At 43.8% G+C, this 19,515-nt stretch carries 18 protein-coding genes; 11 read left to right on the top strand and 7 right to left on the bottom strand.

The annotated features are described in order from the left end of the window. Positions 1–79 precede the first annotated feature (79 nt). The gene (locus tag BCU34_RS06380) at positions 80–2,107 is read right to left on the bottom strand and encodes a cache domain-containing protein (RefSeq protein ID WP_102431943.1); all 2,028 of its coding nucleotides are present in this window, start codon (positions 2,105–2,107) and stop codon (positions 80–82) included. Continuing rightward, positions 2,097–3,560 carry a sigma-54-dependent transcriptional regulator gene (locus tag BCU34_RS06375; RefSeq protein WP_048665023.1) on the bottom strand — a complete coding sequence of 488 codons (1,464 nt, stop codon included), beginning with the start codon at positions 3,558–3,560 and terminating at the stop codon, positions 2,097–2,099. The genes BCU34_RS06380 and BCU34_RS06375 overlap by 11 nt, the downstream gene beginning before the upstream one ends. A 303-nt stretch (positions 3,561–3,863) precedes the next feature. Between BCU34_RS06375 and BCU34_RS06370 the strand changes: the two genes are divergently transcribed. The 6 genes from BCU34_RS06370 to BCU34_RS06345 all read left to right on the top strand — a co-directional run bounded on the left by BCU34_RS06370 (position 3,864) and on the right by BCU34_RS06345 (position 9,235). Then, entirely contained in the window at positions 3,864–4,670 is an 807-nt protein-coding gene (locus BCU34_RS06370) for a substrate-binding domain-containing protein (protein WP_102478348.1), read from the top strand. A gap of 211 nt (positions 4,671–4,881) precedes the next feature. Beyond that, positions 4,882–5,580, top strand: coding sequence for an ABC transporter permease (locus BCU34_RS06365; RefSeq protein ID WP_009846742.1), 699 nt, complete (start codon positions 4,882–4,884; stop codon positions 5,578–5,580). Between the two features lie 10 nt (positions 5,581–5,590). Continuing rightward, complete coding sequence (locus BCU34_RS06360; RefSeq protein ID WP_102478347.1) at positions 5,591–6,310, top strand: energy-coupling factor ABC transporter ATP-binding protein; 720 nt, start codon at positions 5,591–5,593, stop codon at positions 6,308–6,310. Further along, the gene (mobA, locus tag BCU34_RS06355) at positions 6,288–6,872 is read left to right on the top strand and encodes a molybdenum cofactor guanylyltransferase MobA (protein WP_004733776.1); all 585 of its coding nucleotides are present in this window, start codon (positions 6,288–6,290) and stop codon (positions 6,870–6,872) included. Before BCU34_RS06360 ends, mobA begins: the two co-directional genes overlap by 23 nt. Next, positions 6,872–8,689, top strand: coding sequence for a bifunctional molybdopterin-guanine dinucleotide biosynthesis adaptor protein MobB/molybdopterin molybdotransferase MoeA (locus BCU34_RS06350; protein ID WP_102478346.1), 1,818 nt, complete (start codon positions 6,872–6,874; stop codon positions 8,687–8,689). The genes mobA and BCU34_RS06350 overlap by 1 nt, the downstream gene beginning before the upstream one ends. Positions 8,690–8,968: 279 nt before the next feature. Then, a complete protein-coding gene (locus BCU34_RS06345; protein ID WP_017063882.1) occupies positions 8,969–9,235 on the top strand; it encodes a DUF2960 family protein in 267 nt (88 codons plus the stop codon). 171 nt (positions 9,236–9,406) lie between these two features. Here BCU34_RS06345 and nagK read toward each other — a convergent pair whose 3' ends face one another. Both nagK and BCU34_RS06335 read right to left on the bottom strand, forming a co-directional pair. Further along, positions 9,407–10,315, bottom strand: coding sequence for an N-acetylglucosamine kinase (gene nagK, locus BCU34_RS06340; protein WP_102479516.1), 909 nt, complete (start codon positions 10,313–10,315; stop codon positions 9,407–9,409). A gap of 163 nt (positions 10,316–10,478) precedes the next feature. Continuing rightward, a complete protein-coding gene (locus BCU34_RS06335; RefSeq protein ID WP_102479515.1) occupies positions 10,479–11,225 on the bottom strand; it encodes a tRNA-uridine aminocarboxypropyltransferase in 747 nt (248 codons plus the stop codon). A gap of 72 nt (positions 11,226–11,297) precedes the next feature. Between BCU34_RS06335 and BCU34_RS06330 the strand changes: the two genes are divergently transcribed. Beyond that, positions 11,298–12,101: a sterol desaturase family protein gene (locus BCU34_RS06330; protein WP_102479513.1), complete on the top strand. Its 804-nt coding sequence runs from the start codon at positions 11,298–11,300 to the stop codon at positions 12,099–12,101. Between the two features lie 189 nt (positions 12,102–12,290). On the opposite strand, the gene BCU34_RS06325 is transcribed toward BCU34_RS06330, so the two are convergent. Beyond that, positions 12,291–14,336, bottom strand: a complete 2,046-nt coding sequence (locus BCU34_RS06325) for a methyl-accepting chemotaxis protein (protein WP_102479512.1) — start codon at positions 14,334–14,336, stop codon at positions 12,291–12,293. 104 nt (positions 14,337–14,440) lie between these two features. On the opposite strand from BCU34_RS06325, the gene BCU34_RS06320 reads away from it, so the two are divergent. Continuing rightward, entirely contained in the window at positions 14,441–14,926 is a 486-nt protein-coding gene (locus tag BCU34_RS06320) for a C40 family peptidase (protein ID WP_048665017.1), read from the top strand. Positions 14,927–15,013: 87 nt separating this feature from the next. Here the strand turns inward: BCU34_RS06320 and BCU34_RS06315 are convergent, their stop codons facing one another. Then, positions 15,014–15,358 carry a DUF3802 family protein gene (locus BCU34_RS06315; RefSeq protein ID WP_048665016.1) on the bottom strand — a complete coding sequence of 115 codons (345 nt, stop codon included), beginning with the start codon at positions 15,356–15,358 and terminating at the stop codon, positions 15,014–15,016. Between the two features lie 586 nt (positions 15,359–15,944). On the opposite strand from BCU34_RS06315, the gene BCU34_RS06310 reads away from it, so the two are divergent. Further along, positions 15,945–16,811, top strand: coding sequence for a fructosamine kinase family protein (locus BCU34_RS06310; RefSeq protein ID WP_048611040.1), 867 nt, complete (start codon positions 15,945–15,947; stop codon positions 16,809–16,811). 111 nt (positions 16,812–16,922) lie between these two features. Further along, positions 16,923–17,126, top strand: coding sequence for a CPXCG motif-containing cysteine-rich protein (locus BCU34_RS06305; protein ID WP_004733789.1), 204 nt, complete (start codon positions 16,923–16,925; stop codon positions 17,124–17,126). 169 nt (positions 17,127–17,295) lie between these two features. Here the strand turns inward: BCU34_RS06305 and BCU34_RS06300 are convergent, their stop codons facing one another. Then, positions 17,296–17,904 carry a riboflavin synthase subunit alpha gene (locus BCU34_RS06300; protein WP_102479510.1) on the bottom strand — a complete coding sequence of 203 codons (609 nt, stop codon included), beginning with the start codon at positions 17,902–17,904 and terminating at the stop codon, positions 17,296–17,298. A gap of 161 nt (positions 17,905–18,065) precedes the next feature. Here BCU34_RS06300 and BCU34_RS06295 point away from each other — a divergent pair, with 161 nt between their 5' ends. After that, positions 18,066–19,436 (top strand): MATE family efflux transporter, encoded by a 1,371-nt coding sequence (locus tag BCU34_RS06295; RefSeq protein ID WP_102479509.1) that lies wholly within the window; start codon positions 18,066–18,068, stop codon positions 19,434–19,436. Positions 19,437–19,515: the final 79 nt, after the last annotated feature.

The following is a 19,515-nucleotide window of genomic DNA, read 5'->3' as shown; positions in this document are numbered from 1 at the left end:
GGCTAAAACGTTCGTGTAATAGCCCAAGCGCGTTAGAAATATTATCGGGTGATAATATCGGTGAATTGGCTGTTAGAGCTTATAGATTTGATACTAGCAATTGAGGCGTGGCTTTTTGTTGAAGGTAGATACTAAATCGACTTCCTTTACCTACTTCGGATTCAACACGTATCTCACCGCCCGTTTGGCTCAAGATACTTTGAGAAACGGATAAGCCTAAGCCTGTACCATCTCGCTTGGTCGTGTAGAAAGGCGAGAAAATGCGTTTCAGCTGCTCTTCCTTGATACCGCAACCTTCATCTTCCACATGAACAATCGCCCCATGAGACACGCCGCTTTCAACCCAGTCTTCACTCGAGATGGTTAACGTACCTTGTCCTTCCATCGCATGAATCGCATTCATTTGTAGGTTAACCAGAATCTGTAGCAATTGGTTGCGGTTGACTTCGACTGAGGTTCTAGCATTCAATTTCGAGACATACACAATGCCTTTCTTTTTCGCCCCTGTTTTTACGAGCGTAATACTTTCATCGACAATTGGATTGATATGTTGCCACGTAATTTCATCTTGCACGCCGCCGTGACGGCTGTATTGAAGCAGGCTTCGCGTTATGTTTCGAATTCGGTCTATCTGCTCCATGATGGCGTGGACTTCTTCGTCTACACGGCTCACGTCATCGCCTAGTTCAAACTTCATCAATTCTACATTGCCAAGAATCACTGCAGTTGGGTTATTGATCTCATGAGCAATGCCTGCCGTTAATTCACCTAATGCGGCTAATTTCTCATTGACCACCAGCTTATCTCTGGCTTGATTAAGTAGTTTGATGTGCAATTCGAGCTCTTCAGTTTTCTCTTTTAAACTCGCGGTACGAGAGTGAACCTTACATTCAAGTTCAGACGCAGCTTGTTGAATCTCTTGATTACGTTCGTGGAGCAAATCTAGCATCTTGTCGAACTGTTTAGCGAGCAGTGTAAGTTCGTGTTGATCATCCAAACCTAACGTGCCAATGCGCTTGTCTTGCCCCATCTGGACTAGCTTGACGACCTTGTGGATGCGTTCTATTGGATTGAAAAGATCACGCGCACCACGGTGAACGATCAAACCTGATACCAATAACAGCAACACAATGGTAATGCTAATTTCACCAAGGTTGGTCAGGTACGTTTCTATCAGCGGCCAAATCAAATAACCGGTGTAAAGCATACCAATCACGTTATCGAACTGGTCATGGATTGGTTGATAAGCCGTGATGTACCAAGCATCGTAAACATACGCTCGATCTAGCCACTCTTTACCTTCATTTAAAACTTTTGAGTGAACCTCATTAGAAACACGAGTACCAATTGCGCGCCCAGCTTGTTCTTCACTGCTTAAAGGTACATTGGTACTGACGCGAAGGTCATCGAGAAAGACCGTGACCGTACCTATATGACGATTAAAGCCTTCTCTTTTTGGGTAGATAAGATTACTAATTTGGTCGACTAGTTGAGTACTGTTATTAAGTAAGATCCCGCCATCCAGAAAACCAATCACATGATCACGTTCATCTTTTATGGATACAACGGTTCGGCTTACCAGTCCGCGAGTCTCAACTTCTTGCCCATTGAGCATCGGAACTTCCGCTTTTTTAGCGAGGTCACTATCGAGGTAGTTGAGTTCGTTACGGCTTAACACGCTGAAAAACGAAGACTTGTGAGTTAAATTTAGATATTCGAGTTTCTTAGCCATACTCTCGACACTGCGCCAGCGTAGAAAGTCGAGTTCATAACGAGATTTGTTTTCAGACACCCATCTCGTTAGCTCTTCGTGTGAAAGATCGCTCGCCAGTTTGGTTTGAAAGTTATAAGACTCGGCAAACGCTCGAACATTGTATGCTTGCTGATTTTGAATTAGGTGGATACTGTTGTCGGCAACATCTAAACGCTCATCGACATCAATCAAAGCGCCCTGCCACGTGTAATGAACAGACCAATACAATGTGATAGCGACAAGTGCACATAAAGTCAGAATGATCGGAGCAGATGTTAGGAACAATAAGCGGTAACGCACCATGGTTTTGAATCGGAACGTCCACTTTGACCACCAATGACGTCTAATCGGCATATTCAGAGCCTTCTGTGTTCCAATCTTTGTATTTACGCTCTAGCGTTTTACGTGCCACGCCAAGATCTCTCGCAGCAGCCGACTTATTACCATCATGGAAACTAACAAGCTGTTCTATATGAGATTTTTCCACTTCTTTAAGTGTCCAAGTGTTTGGATAACCCTCGGCAACATCTGCATTATTCAAGTTTGGCATTTCCGCTCCATGTGACACAGTCACTGAAATATTAGCCGGTACAGGATCGCCATTAATCTCTCGCCAGTAGTGTGCTGGTGGCTTGTCTAAAAGAATGCATCGTTCAACTAAGTTTTTAAGCTCACGAATATTCCCTGGCCATTCGTATTCGTTCATCGCCAATATATCTTCATGTGCCCAATTTGGAACAGGCATCCCAAGCTCGCTTGATAAAAGACGAGTAAAATATGGAACAAGCTCAATTAAATCTGATGGACGCTCTCTCAACGGCACAACATCAATCTTAAGTACATTAAGTCGGTAGAATAGATCGCGACGGAAGTGCCCTTTATCGACCTCTTCCTGAAGGTTTCGGTTGGTCGCCGCTACAACGCGTACATCCACAGAGATCTCTTTCTCACTACCAACAGGACGAATGGTTCTTTGTTCTAACACACGTAGTAGCGCTGCTTGCATTGGCAGCGGCATTTCACCGATTTCATCAAGGAACAAGGTGCCACCACTTGCGACTCGGAAAAGGCCTTCACGGTTTTTCTTCGCACCGGTAAATGCGCCAGAGGTGTGTCCAAACAGTTCACTTTCTAGAAGCTCTGGAGCAATCGCGCCACAGTTAATTGGCACAAATGGTCCAGTACGTTTACTGGCTTCATGTACACCACGCGCAACCAACTCTTTACCTGTACCCGACTCGCCTTCTATCAAAACGGAAGCTCGAGATGGTGCAAATTGACTGATAAGCAGTTTAAGCTGTTTGGTTTTGTCTGAATTGCCGATCAATTCGGTCTTGATATGACGGCTAACATCACGCTTCAACGCGTACTGCATTCTTTGGTCAAGCCGCTTGTCCATACAACGCAGAACGGCTTGTATCATCTGTTCTAGGTTGAAGGGCTTAAGAATAAAATCTGAAGCACCAAGCTTAAGTGCAGATATGGTCATCTCTAGATCGGCATAACCCGTCATGAAAATCACATCGGCGCGTTTGTCGTTGTCGTTAAACGCCTCTTCCCACTCAATACCAGAGCGACCTGGTAAGTTGATATCAAGGACAATCAGATCAAAATGTTCACTCGAACGCAGCGTTTCAGCCTCTTCAACCGACCCTGCACTCGACACCTTGCCAAAGAACTTACCTAGTGCTTTCTTTAAGATAGCCTGCATACCCAACTCATCATCAACAACCAAGACAGAAAATGCCTGATATTGAGTCAATGTGTTCGGGTTGAGATTGGATGCAGATGAACTAGGTAAAGACATAATGATTAGCCGGTGAGGAAAGTTGGGACAGAGTGTACCAATTAACCTTTTGTCCAACAGGGACAATGTGCGACATTTTGTCCTAGCTCATGTTTTGATTCATTTTAACGGGGTAAATGGCGCAGTTTTGTCCGAAATAACAGCAATTTAATGAGATCTGATGCATGATTTATTGGCATTAAGATTGCTTGTAAGGTGTAGATTTCTAATTACAACAATTAGCGTCTTATGCACATGCCCTTCTTTGAGCCCATTAAATCTGAAGGCATGTCATTCATTTATAACAGAATGGACATAATAATAATGAAAGCAATTCCCTTAACTATTGCAGCTCTATCTATCGTCAGTTACACGGCTAGCAGTGCGGAAGACACCACTCATATCAAGTTGGCGACAACCACAAGCACTTATCACTCTGGCCTACTGGACTACCTACTGCCTGAGTTCGAAAAAGATTCTGGCATCAAAGTAGATGTTCTGGCTGCGGGTACAGGTAAATCACTTCGCATGGGTGAAAATGGTGACGTGGATTTGGTGATGACTCACGCACCAAAGGCTGAAGCGAACTTTGTTGAAAAAGGTTACGGCGTTTTACCTCGTAAGCTGATGTATAACGACTTTGTTATCGTTGGCCCACAAAGCGACCCTGCAAAAATTGAATCTCAAAAAGCAGTGGCAGATGTGTTCAAAGCGATCGCGACTAATAACGTGACGTTTGTATCTCGTGGCGACGACTCTGGTACTCATAAGAAAGAGATGGGTATTTGGGCGCAAACTAAAATCGAACCAAACTTTGGTGGCTACCGCAGTGTTGGTCAAGGTATGGGCCCAACTCTGAACATGGCGTCTGAAATGCAAGGCTACACCATGACAGACCGTGGTACGTGGTTGGCTTACCAAAACAAACTGGATCTTAAAATCCTTTTCCAAGGTGATAAGAACCTCTTCAACCCTTACCAAGTGATTCTCGTTAACCCTGAGCGCTACCCAAGCATTAACTACCAAGCAGCGAAAGTATTCAGTGATTGGTTGGTTAATCCTAAAGGTCAGAAACTGATTAACGAATTTAAACTGCACGGCAAACAACTGTTTGTTGCAAGCGCAGAATAGTATGCTCTAAGTAATAAGTCGTTGGTTGTAAGTAAAGCGTAGCGTTGAAGATGTCGTCAAAACCAACAAACACTACACTTAACTAAATTCAGTTAATGAGCACGCTTAAAAACAATAGCTGGCCAATACAGGCTCAAATATATTGTGTCAGCTATGATTAACATCAGTCATTACCGATAAAAACCTATTATCGATTCACACGAGATACTTCATGACCCTATGGCAAACAACGATTGATGCAATGAATCTACTGGTGAGCTTTGACCACGAATTGTGGCAGATCGTCGCGGTATCCTTCAGTGTGTCTTTGTCCGCCATCTCATTAGTGATTGTTCCTGCAATCCTTATGGCTTTCTTATTGGCTTATACCGAGTTCCCCGGAAAGTGGGCTCTGCTTTCGGTGATCAATACCCTGCAAGCGATCCCTACTGTGGTTATTGGTTTGTTGATGTACATGATGCTTTCTCGCTCTGGCCCGCTAGGTGATTGGCAATTGCTGTTTACCCAGAAGGCGATGATTTTAGGTCAGATGCTGATCTGTTTCCCTATCCTAGTCGCGATGATGCACGGTGCTCTGCAGGCCAGTGATCGCCGAGCAGTAGAAACAGCGCGCACGCTTGGTGTATCAACGACACGTGTGGCGTGTACCTTGATTTGGGAAACACGTTTTCCTCTATTGGCCGCAACCATTGCAGCCTTCTCTCGTATCGTTACTGAGGTCGGTTGTTCAATGATGGTCGGTGGCAACATTATGGGGATGACAAGAAACATCCCAACAGCTATCGCTATGGAAAGCCACAAAGGCGCATTCGCTCAAGGTGTTGCCCTCGGTATGGTGTTATTAGCATTGGCATTAGCCCTCAACTTTTTCCTTTCCAGCGTGAGAGGAAAAGGCTATTTAAGAACTTAGGAACGCTGTCATGAGTATAAAAATAACAACGCAGCAAATTTCAATGCGCTACAAAGAGCGTGTTTTGTTCCACATTCCCGAATTGTCGATCGGCCCCAACGATGCCATTTATCTCAAAGGAGACAATGGTGTTGGTAAAACGACCCTACTAAAAATCTTGTCTGGATTAATTCAGCCAAGTTCTGGGCGCATTCAGGCCCCAACACAGAGCTGGCAACAAAGATTATTCCCTCGACTCAAATTCAAAGACATCATCTACCTGCATCAAACCCCCTATCTTTTTGATGGCACGGTGTACCAAAATGTCGCTTATGGCATTCGCTTTAACAAAGAGAGCCAAAAAGATAAGCGAGCTCAAATAATTAATGCATTGAGAATGGTAGGTTTAGAAACCCTGGCAGATGAGCACATCTCTGTGTTGTCTGGGGGGGAGCGTCAACGCGTAGCAATGGCTCGAGCTTGGATTCTTAAGCCTTCAATCTTGCTTATGGATGAACCAAGTGCTTCTTTAGACAAAGAATCTATTGAAAGATTGGTCATTATGGCCGAAGATCTTCTTCAGAGAGGCGCGAGTTTAGTAATCACCAGTCACCAAACTAACGCGTTAACCGATTTATGTAAGAAGCAGTGGTGGATTAAAGACAATACTTTGACCGAATCCCCGCTTCTGCAAGTTATTCAGAAAGATAAAGCACAAGAGAATATTTATGCTGCTTCCAACGCAAACTAGTTGGGTTATTTTGGCTGGCGGACAGGCCAGCCGTATGGGCGGAAAAGATAAAGGACTCGTTGAGCTCAACGGTTCTCCGCTTATTCAATATGTTATAAACAAGCTGTCACAACAAGATGTCAGCATCACTATCAATGCCAATCGTAACTTAGACAGTTACCAAGCATTTGCTCCGGTTGTTTCCGATTCTTTCCCTGACTACCCAGGTCCGCTGGGTGGCATACATGCAGGCCTTAAAAACGCTAGCACCGACTGGGTTGGCTTTGTTCCTTGCGACAGCCCACAAATCAGTGACGACCTTGTTGAGCGCTTTTGTTCTGCGGTTAAAGAAGACAGCGACATTCTTGTCGCTCATGATGGCGAATTTAAGCAACCTGTATTCACCCTATTCCACAAACGTGTTCTGCCAAAGTTAGAAGCGTTTTTAGAACGTGGTGATCGTAAAATCATCTTGCTATACAAAGAGTGTGTTACCGAATACGTTGATTTTAGCGATTCTCCTAACTGCTTTGTCAATCTCAACACGCCAGAAGAACTCACCCAATTCGGAACGCTTCAATAATGAAAGATTCAAAACAACGCCCTAACCTTCCTCTATTGGGCTTTGCTGCTTATAGCGGTACAGGCAAAACGACCGTACTTGAAGCCTTGTTACCTTTGTTAACCGACGCAGGTTTAAAAGTTGGCGTTCTTAAACACGCTCACCACGATTTCGATGTCGATAAGCCGGGTAAAGACAGCTACCGCCTACGCAAAGCAGGCGCGAATCAAATGTTGATTAGCTCTCGTAACCGTCATGTCATGATGACAGAAACGCCAGAAGCCGAAGCGGACTTTGATTACCTGCTTACACGTTTCAATACCAACACGTTGGACTTAATTCTGGTTGAAGGCTGCAAGAACATCGCCTTCCCTAAGATTGAGCTTCACCGCGACGAAGTGGGTAAACCTTGGCTTTATCCAAACGATGACAACATTATTGCTATCGCCGCAGACAGCAAAGTTGAATCTGACCTGCCGCAAATGGCGATCAGCGACTTAGAAGCAATTCGTGATTTCATCATTGAATACGCTCAATCGTTCGACTCTACTTCGAAAAAAGATAAAGTCGCTTCATGTGCATCTTCAAAAGACAACACGCCAGTTGTGTGTTGCGACTCATTCTCTCCAGCCGGCCTAACGGTTACTCAAGGTCAGCAAAAAATTGTTGATAGCATTGATGCTCTAGATTTGACGGAATCTGTTTCCTTAGAGCAAGGCTATGGCCGTGTTCTGGCTGAAGATGTTATCTCGCCAATCAACGTGCCTCAGAACACTAACTCTGCAATGGACGGCTACGCCATTCGTAGTGAAGATTTAGATCTAGATAGCTACCGCGTTGTTGCTGAAGTCATGGCTGGACATAGCTACGGCAAAATCGTTCAACAAGGTGAAGCCGTTAAGATCATGACAGGTGCGCCAATGCCAGAAGGCGTTGATGTTGTTGTGATGCGTGAGCAAGCTGTTCAGGAAGGTGACAAGGTTAGCTTCCCTGACGCGAAAATCTCGGTTGGACAAAATGTCCGTATGGCGGGTGAAGATCTAGAAATTGGCCAACCTGTCTTTACGCGAGGCACACGAATCGAAGCGCCAGAAATGGGCATGATGGCATCGTTAGGTTTTGGTACCTGCCCTGTTCTGCGTAAAGTGAAAGTGGGCGTGTTCTCTACGGGTGACGAAGTTCAAGCTCCGGGTAGCGAGCAAAAACCAAACTCTATCTACGATTCGAACCGTTTTACTATTATCGGCATGCTTCAAAAGCTTGGCTGTGACATCGTCGATTACGGCATCATTGAAGATGACGAACAAAAGATGATGAATGTGCTGCACTCTGCGTCGCTTGAAACCGATATGGTTCTGACTTCTGGTGGTGTGTCTGTTGGTGATGCGGATTACATCAAGCTTGCGTTAGATAAGCTGGGTGAAATCAACTTTTGGCGTATCAACATGCGCCCAGGTCGCCCATTGGCTTACGGTAAAATCGAAAACAAACCTTTCTTTGGGCTGCCGGGTAACCCAGTTGCAGTAATGGTGTCGTTCATTAACTTTGTTGAGCCAGCGATCCGCAAGCTTCAAGGTCAAACAAATTGGACGCCAGTGAAAGCAAATGCTGTAGCGACTGAACAACTCCGCTCACGTCAAGGGCGTACTGAATTCAGTCGTGGTGTGTTCTCGATGAATGAATCAGGTGTGCTTGAAGTGAAAACGACAGGTAAGCAAGGTTCAGGTATTCTGCGTTCAATGAGTGAAGCAAACTGTTTAATCGAAATCTCACCAGCGGTTGATACCGTGAAAGTTGGCGAGACAGTGACGATCATTCCTCTACAAGGTCGCGTTTAACTCAAAGCAATTAACTAAATTGACTTAGCTGTTTTTTAGTTGATTTGGAAGATCTTCGCCAAGACATAGACGAAGCCCCTATATTGATTTTTCAATGTTAAGGGGCTTTTTGTTATTTTCGTTTGGTGGAAAACAACTTGTTCGTTTCCTAAAAGACAAATAGCTTAATTTACGCTAAACGTTTAGAACGATAATCTTAAGATTTATTACCATTACCTTGAGCCACGTACGGTTTTTATGTAGAGTGCGCGCAAAGTAATAATTCTATTGGAGAGCACCATGGCTCGTACCATTCTGTACACTTACAAAGACGAAGACAAAGAGTTACTGTTTTCAAAACAAGAACACCGCACGATCCAAGAAGCTGTTGCTGCAGCGGAAGGCATCGACATCTCTGAGTATCTAAAAACTGAGCAACAGCTTGAGTTGATTTCTGATACTAAAGCGGTTCGCAACTACCAAGACAACTACTTCCGCAAGCTTGGCTTTACTAAACTTACGTTGAAGCAAAAAGACAACCTTGGTGTTGGTAAAAAGAAGAAGTAAGCCCTCTGACTCTTTTCTTTATAGGTCGCTTTTCGTTTGTAGTTAGAGCTAAGAGCTAACTAAACGAAAACACCAAACAATAAAAAATGCCGCAACCTCTTTCGAGATTGCGGCATTTTTATTTATGCTTTTTAACTATCTAACCTTAGCTAGCTTAACGTTAAGTCGCGATTACTTAATGTTAAGGAATGCAGCACCACGAACGCCGCCTGAATCACCGTGTTTTGCTTTAATGATTTTAGGACACTTCGCTACAGACAGCAGGTACTTAGGCACACGCTTTGGCATCTCTTCGTAGATCAGTTCAAAGTTTGAAAGACCGCCGCCCAGTGCAACAACGTGTGGGTCAAGACCTGTAAACAGGTTCGCGAAACAGATAGCCAATAGCTCCATGAAGCGATCAACGTGCTCTGCAGCTTTTGCTTCACTTTCATTGTATGCTTGGATGATCTCAATCGCTTTCTTCTTCTCACCGAAGTAGTGCTCGTAAATCAACTCAAACCCACGACCAGATAGGTAGCTGTCTAGACAACCTTTCTTGCCACAACCACAGCCTAGTAGCGGTGCGTTGTCGCCAAGGTGGAACCATGCATCGATAGGAAGGCGCATATGGCCAAGCTCACCTGCAACGTGGTTACGACCAGAGAAAACTTTACCTTCGTAAACTAAACCACCACCGAAGCCAGTACCTAGAATTAGGCCAGCAACTGATGGTTCATCTTTAAGCTCATCATCCCACGCTTCTGAAAGCGCAAAACAGTTTGCGTCGTTCTCAATTTTTATACTACGACCAATAAGCGCTTCTAAATCTTTACGTAGTGGCTTACCTGTTGAAGCTGGTACGTTAACAACAAGCATTGTGCCGTCGTCTGCGTTTTCCATGCCAGGAAGACCAAGGCCAATTTTGCCTTCGCAAGAGAATTCGCTATCGTACTTTTTTACCAAACCAGCAATTGTATCAAGCAGTAACTGATAATCGTCTGTTGGTGTTGGAACACGCTCTGTTGCTACTCGCTCAAGTTTCTCGTTGAATGCACCAAACTCAATTTTTGTGCCGCCAACATCGAAGCCGTAATACATGAAATCTCTCCAATTTTTCCCTAAATTCGGGCAAATAAATTCTTTAAATAAAACAACTGAGGAACATTATCCATAACACTCCCCCTACAAACCGTGATAGATAACAAACTTATCTCGTGTTCGAGTCTGTTTGAACAACAAGTCAGCACAAAGCGGTTAAAGGTTAGAGTGAAGTCTCACTTTTAGTGTGCTCTATGAAAGCGTTCAGGCTAGGTTTGGTCGGATCCGACTTATAACGCGTCTTGCTTAGCATGTAGCTTTCGCGAAATGCTTCAAACCAAAGTTGTAAAGTCTTTGCGCCCTGCTCTTCACCTGCTTGTTTTAATACCAGGCTCGCCACTTCTGCTGTTGAAAGGTGTTGATCGTTATCTGACTTACGCATCATGTATTGAGAAACCGATTCAGGCTCAATCGATAACACAGGTAGATCTTGAAGGTATTCCGAGCGTCTGAAAATACGTCTTGCTTCACGCCAGCTACCGTCGATGAAAATCAACAACAGCTTTTTATTTGGATCACGCATTTGTGGCAGATCTTGAACCACTCGCGATTTGTCATCGGTATAGTCTTCCGGGAACACAATCACAGGCTGGTATTTCTCGTCTTTCAGAACATCCAACATCTCTACATTGGGCTCAGTTCGATGCCAAAGATAAACATGGCTGTCTTTCATTGTGTCCACAATCAAACGGCCGGTGTTACTTGGCTTTAAGATTTCGTTGTCTGACAAGATCAACATGGTCGCGACGTTCGTATCTATGTTGGGTTGGTGCTCACAGATACAGCTGTCTTGTTTGATTTTGCAGTACTCACACCGAACCACTTTACATCCGCGCGCGTTAAACGGTTTGGTGGAAAGAGATAAACGGTGTTGGTATAAACGGTGGAAAGCGTGAATTCTCATGGACAATAACGACAGATAGAACTAGAAAAGTGGCACGATTGTACTTACAGTGGCTTGATAATGATAGAAGGAATTCTTATGCAGGCCCCATCGCTACTTCGCCTTGTTTGTTTTATCACCGCTTTCATCTTGTGTGCGCTGTGGGAGTACCGTGCTCCTAGAAAAACACTGACTCAAAACAAGTGGTTTCGTTGGGGAAATAACTTCTCATTGATGGCGGTTAATAGCATTTTGTTGGCAACATTAACCCCTGTTGCAGCGTTTGAAGCGGCGCTGATTGCTGAACAAAACCAATGGGGTCTGTTTAATAACATCATGCTTCCTTTTGAAGTCACCGTGTTTCTCTGTGTCGTGTTGTTAGACCTTGCCATTTACACGCAACATCTCGTGTTCCACCGTATTCCCCTGCTTTGGAAACTTCATCGTGTTCATCATGCAGACTTGGATATTGATGTAACGACAGGCACACGCTTCCACCCGATTGAAATGATCTTATCGATGCTGATTAAAGTGGCGTTGATTTTTGTACTGGGCGTACCGGCTTTAGCGGTCGTGATCTTCGAAGTGGTGTTGAATGTGAGTGCGATGTTCAACCATAGCAATGGTCGTTTGCCATTATGGTTCGATAAGCAATTACGCAAAGTGATTGTGACGCCTGACATGCATCGAGTTCATCACTCTATAATCATCAAAGAAACGCATTCGAATTTTGGTTTCTTTTTATCGGTGTGGGACATTTGGTTCAAAACCTATCGCGCTCAACCTAAGCTTGGTCACGACAAGGTAACCATTGGCGTCCCTGAGATACGCGATGGGAAAGAACAAAGGCTAGATTTGATGCTGCGTCAGCCATTTGCACGATTCCCGACAACGAAAGACTAAGTTCTAATTCAGTTCAGCCTCAAGCTTGTATTGAGGTGAACTTATCTTAATCCGAAAACAAAACGCCCTTAGATTCTTGTGAGAATTTAAGGGCGTTTGTGTATCGATAGGGATATAAGCGCAGGTAGTGCTTCAACTCTTGTGTTGTAAGGCTTAACTCAGCACGCTTGTTTACTTCAACAAGCTCGTTTATTTCATTACGTATTTATGAAGCATAGCTTGTTGGTGCCCTGCTATCTCTCCGACTTGCTCTGAGCTTTCAATCATGGATTCAAGCTGTAATTTAGTATTCTCACCCTGTTCCGAAACCCGAGTGATGGAATGCGTCACATCTACTGTTGCACGTGCTTGTTGCTCTGTCGCCACCATGATTTGTTCAACACGTCCTTTAATCTGGCTAACCGCAACCTCAATCTTTTCAAAAGCTTGCTTCACATCGCCACTGGTTTGCAGTGCATTGACCATTTCACTTCGAGATTCAGTAACAGACGTTCGAGAGCGATCAGCCGCAGCCACCAGCTCATTCATCATATTGCGAATGTTGGTGGTTTGTTGAGACGTGCCACTCGCTAATTTGCGTACTTCGTCGGCAACGACAGCAAAGCCTCGTCCTTGCTCTCCTGCTCGCGCTGCTTCAATTGCCGCATTCAGTGCTAACAAGTTGGTGTTTTCTGCAATGCCACTGATCATATCGACCATTTCACGAATCTGTTTTACACGGCCATCAAGGTCGGCCATTGATTCTTCGTTCATGCTTAGTGAATGTTCTAACGCATGCAAACGTTGCTGGTTCAGCCCAACGACTTGGCTGCCATTGACTGACTCATCTTCTGCTATTTGTGCATCATCGTTAGATGCGTTAGAGATACGAGCAATCTCACCAATGGATGCTTCCAGTTCAGTAATCGTGGTGATCATGTTCTGAAGTGATTCGTTCTGTTCGTTCAAGCTCGAATTGGTTTGCTCTGCAGCGTCATGGCTTACTTCAGCAGTTTGATACAGCGTCTCACAGTTGCGAGTCACCAAGCGAACCGAGTCTGCGGTCGAATCGACAACGGTATTCAGTTTCGAAGCAATCACTTGTAACTCTAATGGCCCTACCAATGCACTGTGCTTAGAGAAATCGTGCTCTGCAAGCAAGCTCAATTGTTGAGTAATGTTTTTCAGTCCTTTGTTTACCCAGCGGCGCAGTACTAACCATGAGATCACAATGATCACAGCGATCACTAGTCCACTAATAAACAACACACGATCAATGTTGGTGATGGTTTGATTTACGACCAGTTCGCTTTCATCAATCAGGTGTGCAGCAGTCGATGATAATTGGTTAAGGGTGCTAATTACGGTATTCGCCAAGGTAATCACTTGGGCTAGGTTGTGCTCTTGCTGTTTAACCAGTTCCAATTTAAGCAATATTTGTCTAATCACACCTTCTTCTGTGAAGCCCTCTTTTACCATCTCATAAGGTGCGGTAAGGCTTGCGAACTCCGCGATGTCTGGATGCCAATCAGCAAAGTCGCTATAAGCCAAGTTAAGGCCCGCGATTCGGTTTCTTAATTGGCGATATTCGTCTTGTGCTTTTTCGATGTCAGACTGCATCATTAGCATCAAGAAGGTGTTCGCCATTGCCGACGCGCTCGATGTAAAACGATTTGCGGCATCGCTCGCTTCTGGGTTGTCTTCGACTAAGAATGAGCTGATACGGTTCATTTCTGGTCCGATAGATCCAACGCCATAACGGAACTCGCCCATTTTGCTATCGATCAAATTTTGCTTACTTTGAATCTCTATTTGCGCCAACAGTACCGTGTTGGTCATAGCTTGCAGTTGTGCCATGTCATCGACAAGGTTTTGTTGTTGCTCTAAAGAGATCGCTTCAGGAAAAGACTGGGAGATAAAAAGGAGTTCCTCTAGCGTGGTATTACTCTCTGTGGCAAGTTGGTCAATTGAGCCCCTTGTGGCATTCAGTGTATCTAAGTCGGTTGATTGGGTGCTGTATGTGAGAAGTTTTACTTGTTCTAATACGCTTTGCGTTAATTCGGCATTATGTAGAGCAAGGGGTAATGCTTGTTCCGAGAGTGCGTCAAAGTGTCCCCCGACCCGTTCAACGCCCCGAATGCTAACCATTGATAAAAAACTAGCAAGTAAAAGAATGGAAATAAATACAGCAGTGACGGTTTGAATGAGCGAGAATGTATAACATGAGGGTTTTATTGATAAATTTGTGTCGGGCATGTGCAATCCAGTTTGACTACGAAAAGAGATATCCTTAAGTTATTCCGTATACTAGAAGTCCTTGATGACGTTTTTATTTCAGTTTTTTGTCAGAAGAGTTACATATGAAAATCAAAAAAATGGCTGTAGTTACAATAACTTTAGCAACATTGGCTGCTTGTAGCTCGTCACCATCGCCTTCTCAGCTTAGTCAAACAGCACAGAATCCTCTGTCAAAATCAGAACAATTGACTACAAACGCTTATATGAGCGTGTATGAACAGTGGAAAGGCGTGCCATACCATTTCGGTGGGACCTCATTTAGAGGTATAGATTGCTCTGCTTTTGTACAGATAGCCGTCCAAAATGCGACTCAACAAGCCCTGCCAAGAACCACAATAGACCAGAGTAAAAAGGGAAAAGAAATAGCGTATGGGCAGGCAACGAGTGGCGACTTGGTGTTTTTTAAAACATCGATGACAGTGCGACACGTTGGAGTTTACTTAGGAAATAATCAATTCCTACATGCTTCTACATCGAAAGGTGTGATTATATCGAGGCTGGACAACCCTTATTGGGCTTCCAAGTTTTGGCACTTCAGGCGTTTATAGCGATTCAAAAGATTCACCGCTGAACGACATAACATAAAACGTTATGACTTAAACGCCTTTTACTATTTTAGAGTGATACGTGAATAGCTAGTCGTATTTAGCAACAGCCGTATCAAACAGGTTCTTCACTAACGCGATGTATTCATCAAGAAATACAATTTGTTCGTTGGTCGCTTTCTTAGCCCAAACACCCGCTAATACTTCACCAAGGTCAGCTACTACGGCATCTGCTTCTTTCAATAGCTGAAAACGAACGCTCGAATGCAACTCTGGGTTTTGCTCGAAAATAGCCATGATGTTCGTTGAAATCATGTCTGTGATGATGTCTTCAACACTCTCGTTGCCTGTATCGCCATTACTATTGGTAAAGACGTCCAGATTAAATGATAGGTGCTCGATCAAAGCCAAATAGCCATCGGTTTCTACAACCACAATAATTCTCCGTTTTAAGCTCTAAAGCAGATTAATACGTACTTGCCTAATACTATGTAAATGACGCTATTTGTCATCACTTTATTGCCCAAAACCGCATTAAAATGATCCTAGTTAGTATTTCAGCTTAAATTTAAATCGATATAGCTCTATGCGGTGTACCTGCCCACTTAAACCATAAGTAAATTCACGCCTAACAAAGTTTAAGACAAACTTTGAAGTAAAGTATTGCGCCAGTTAACAATAGCCCTTTCAGCTTACTCTAAAAGTTCATCTAAATTGGTGGGGAGACAATAACAAGCTCAAACCACTTTTCCAGTTTGTGGCGATTATAACGGTTTCGATTGTGAGACCAGTTCCAAACTGTTTCACCACGCCAGAGTTTCAATTTATGTTTGTATTTCAACGAGCTTGTATCAGTTTGAGTTCACAATTCGGCCAATTGATTCTGCATAAGCTGAAGAAGAGCTAAGAACATTGACGAGTGCGTCTATAAATTGCTCAGATTTATCCTAAACTATTGCTATTAAACAAACAGTATTTCTAACCTTCAATCTTTTTAACTTTCAGTCTTTGAGGATTTCCTATGTGGCAGGCCATTTCTCAACAACTTTCAGATACTCTTCTATTTAACTTTCAGATTACTGAGCGTACCAAGGTTTCTGGTGGCGACATTAACGATTGCTATATGATCAGCGATGGTAATGAACGTTACTTTGTGAAAGTGAATCAGCGAGAATTTTTACCTAAGTTTGAAATTGAAGCTGAGAACTTGCGCTTGTTGAGAGAAACCTCCACCGTTTACGTACCTGAATTAGTGCTTATTGGCAAAACCAAGGAGTGCTCGTTCATTATTCTCAATTACTTGCCAACCAAGCCGCTGGAGACGGGCAACAATAGCTTCGATTTCGGCGTACAGCTTGCACAGCTTCATCAATGGGGCGAGCAAAAAGAGTTTGGTTGCGATCAAGATAACTACATCGGCAGTACGCTTCAACCTAACCCTTGGCATAAGAAATGGGGTCGTTTTTTCTCAGAGCAGCGTATTGGTTTCCAGTTACAACTGCTAAAAGAAAAAGGCATCGAATTCGGTGATATTGATGACATCGTTGATGTGGTGAATATGCGTCTTGCTGGCCACAACCCTCGCCCGTCTTTGCTTCATGGTGATCTTTGGAATGGCAACGTTGCAAACTCAGCCTTTGGACCAATCTGTTACGACCCGGCTTGTTATTGGGGCGATCATGAATGTGACTTAGCTTTAACGGAATTGTTTGAAGGGTTTCCAAAAGAGTTTTATGACGGTTACCAGAGCGTAAATCCACTAGACGTTGGCTATACTGATCGCAAAGACATTTATAACTTGTACCATCTTCTCAACCACTGCAATCAATTTGGCGGCGAGTATTTAGCTCAAACTGAGGCATGCATTCAGAAGATACAGGCCGTTTAATACCAATCGCAGCTAGCTAAGTCGTTCTATAAAGCTACTACGAACTATACAAGCTATTGCGATCTATAAAGCTACTAGGATTGGGACGAGTTACAGTGAGGAGAATTTGCTATGCATAAATACACAGAAAAACATGTCTCCTGCCCCCACTGTGGGCATGCAATCAGCATAACGCTAGATGCTTCAAATGGAAGCCAAGATTTTTACGACGATTGCCCAGCGTGTTGCAATGCTATTCATCTCGACATGCAAGTAGACGAAGTAAGAGACAGAATCAACCTCTCGATTGATGCAGACGACGAACAAGTCTTCTAACACACTTACTCTCTTGTCGAGTTAGATCTACTCTCGATTTCTAGGCTAACCTAGAAAAACACAAATACATAAAAATAGAAAAAGAGCACTAAATGTGCTCTTTTTTAATGTCTTCGACGTTTGCTTAGTCAGCGCTTTTGAGGCAAACGCTGTTGATAAACTGCTACCACTATTTTTGGTTTGCTAGTACGCGTTCAACAGTATCAACAATTGCTTGTGTTTGAGGATCAAACTCAATGTTTACTTGGTCGCCTACTTCACGGCCGCCAAACAGAGTACGATTCAGCGTTTCTGGGATTAGATGGACAGAGAAACGGCTCTCTTCCACTTCACCAATGGTCAATGAACAACCATCAACGCCAATGTAACCCTTGCTTAACACATACTTCATTGATTCTTGCGGCAGCTCGAACCAAAGCGTGCGGTTGTTTTCTGTCTTAATCACATCAACGAGATTAGCCATCAGAGTAATGTGGCCAGACATGCTATGCCCGCCAATTTCGTCACCAAACTTTGCTGCACGCTCAACATTCACTTTGTCACCAACATTCAACTGGCCTAAGTTCGTCAATCGCAATGTTGCTTGCATTAAATCAAAGGCAATCTGATTGCCTGAAATTTCCGTTACCGTTAAGCAACAACCGTTATGAGCTACTGAAGCACCAATTGCTAATCCCTCAACCATTTCGTCAGTTAGCTCGATGGTATGAGTTTGAAACATGTCTTTTTTATTGATAGCAACCAGTGTTGCCATGCCTTGAACGATACCTGTAAACATAAGATTCCTATTTAGCGTTCTAGTAACAGTTTTTCATAGCAGTTATTGTGACATTTCTTTATGATTCGTCCAGTGGAAGCTTAAGATCATTGTCTCTGATTCCTTCAGAATGTCCTTTCCTACACTATTATTCTAATTTTTCCTCTTATTTGGAGTTGTTTGTGCATCGTTACAAAGAAGAATCCTCGAATCTAATCAAACTTGCGACCCCAGTATTAATCGCGTCCGTTGCACAAACTGGAATGGGTTTTGTTGATACCGTAATGGCCGGTGGCGTAAGTGCTATAGATATGGCGGCGGTTTCAATTGCAGCAAGTATCTGGCTACCATCAATATTATTTGGTGTTGGTTTATTGATGGCGTTGGTTCCTGTCGTTGCACAACTGAATGGTTCTGGTCGACAAGTAAAAATACCATTTGAGATTCAACAAGGTGCGTTTTTAGCGCTCGTCATCTCCCTTCCTATCATTGGCGTGCTGTTCCAGACGCAATTGATATTGGAGTGGATGGACATTGAACAACTCATGGCAGAAAAGACCATCGGCTATATGAATGCGGTGATGTTTGCTGTCCCTGCATTTTTGTTGTTCCAAACATTGAGAAGCTTTACTGATGGTATGTCTTTAACTAAGCCTGCAATGGTGATTGGTTTTATTGGCTTGCTATTGAACATCCCGCTTAACTGGATGTTCGTATACGGAAAGCTTGGTGCTCCTGCGCTGGGTGGTGTTGGGTGTGGCGTTGCAACGGCTATCGTATATTGGGTGATGTTTGCACTGCTGTTTGCTTACGTTTTAACATCAAACCGTTTAGCGAAAATCAACATCTTCGGCACGTTCCATAAGCCTCAGCTCAAAGCGCAAATCCGCCTGTTTAGACTTGGTTTCCCTGTCGCTGCCGCTATCTTCTTCGAGGTAACCTTGTTCGCAGTGGTTTCTCTGTTGGTTGCTCCGCTCGGCTCATTGATAGTTGCCGCGCACCAAGTCGCGATCAACTTCTCTTCGCTAGTCTTCATGATTCCAATGAGTATCGGTGCGGCTGTGAGTATTCGTGTTGGCCATAAGTTGGGTGAAAACAACACCGAAGGAGCAAAAATCGCGACACACGTAGGTATCATTGTTGGTTTAGTCACAGCCTTAATGACGGCGGCATTAACTGTATTGTTCAGAGAGCAAGTGTCTTTACTCTACACAGAGAACACCGCGGTAATTACCGTTGCAATGCAATTGCTTTTGTTCGCTGCGGTTTATCAGTGCACCGACGCAATCCAAGTTATCGCAGCAGGTGCTCTACGTGGCTACAAAGACATGCGCTCGATCTTCAACATTACCTTCGTAGCTTACTGGTTGCTTGGTCTTCCAATCGGCTACATTTTAGGAATGAAAGATTGGATTGTTGAACCTATGGGTGCACACGGTTTCTGGATTGGTTTCATTGTCGGTCTAACATCGGCCGCGATTATGCTGGGTATGCGCCTACACTGGATGCACAAGCAGGACGACGACGTTCAGTTAGAGTTCAGTTCTCGCTAGATTCGCACTCACTAAATCGGTCTATCTGATTTCGAATACAAAAAAGAGCTCTGATTTTCAGGGCTCTTTTTCATTTACT

The sequence above is a fragment of the Vibrio sp. 10N.286.45.E10 genome (genome assembly GCF_002874195.2).
In the GTDB taxonomy this organism is placed as follows: Bacteria; Pseudomonadota; Gammaproteobacteria; order Enterobacterales; family Vibrionaceae; genus Vibrio; species Vibrio crassostreae.
The sequence above is the reverse complement of the archived record's forward strand: the minus strand, read 5'-3'. Positions and strand labels throughout refer to the sequence as shown.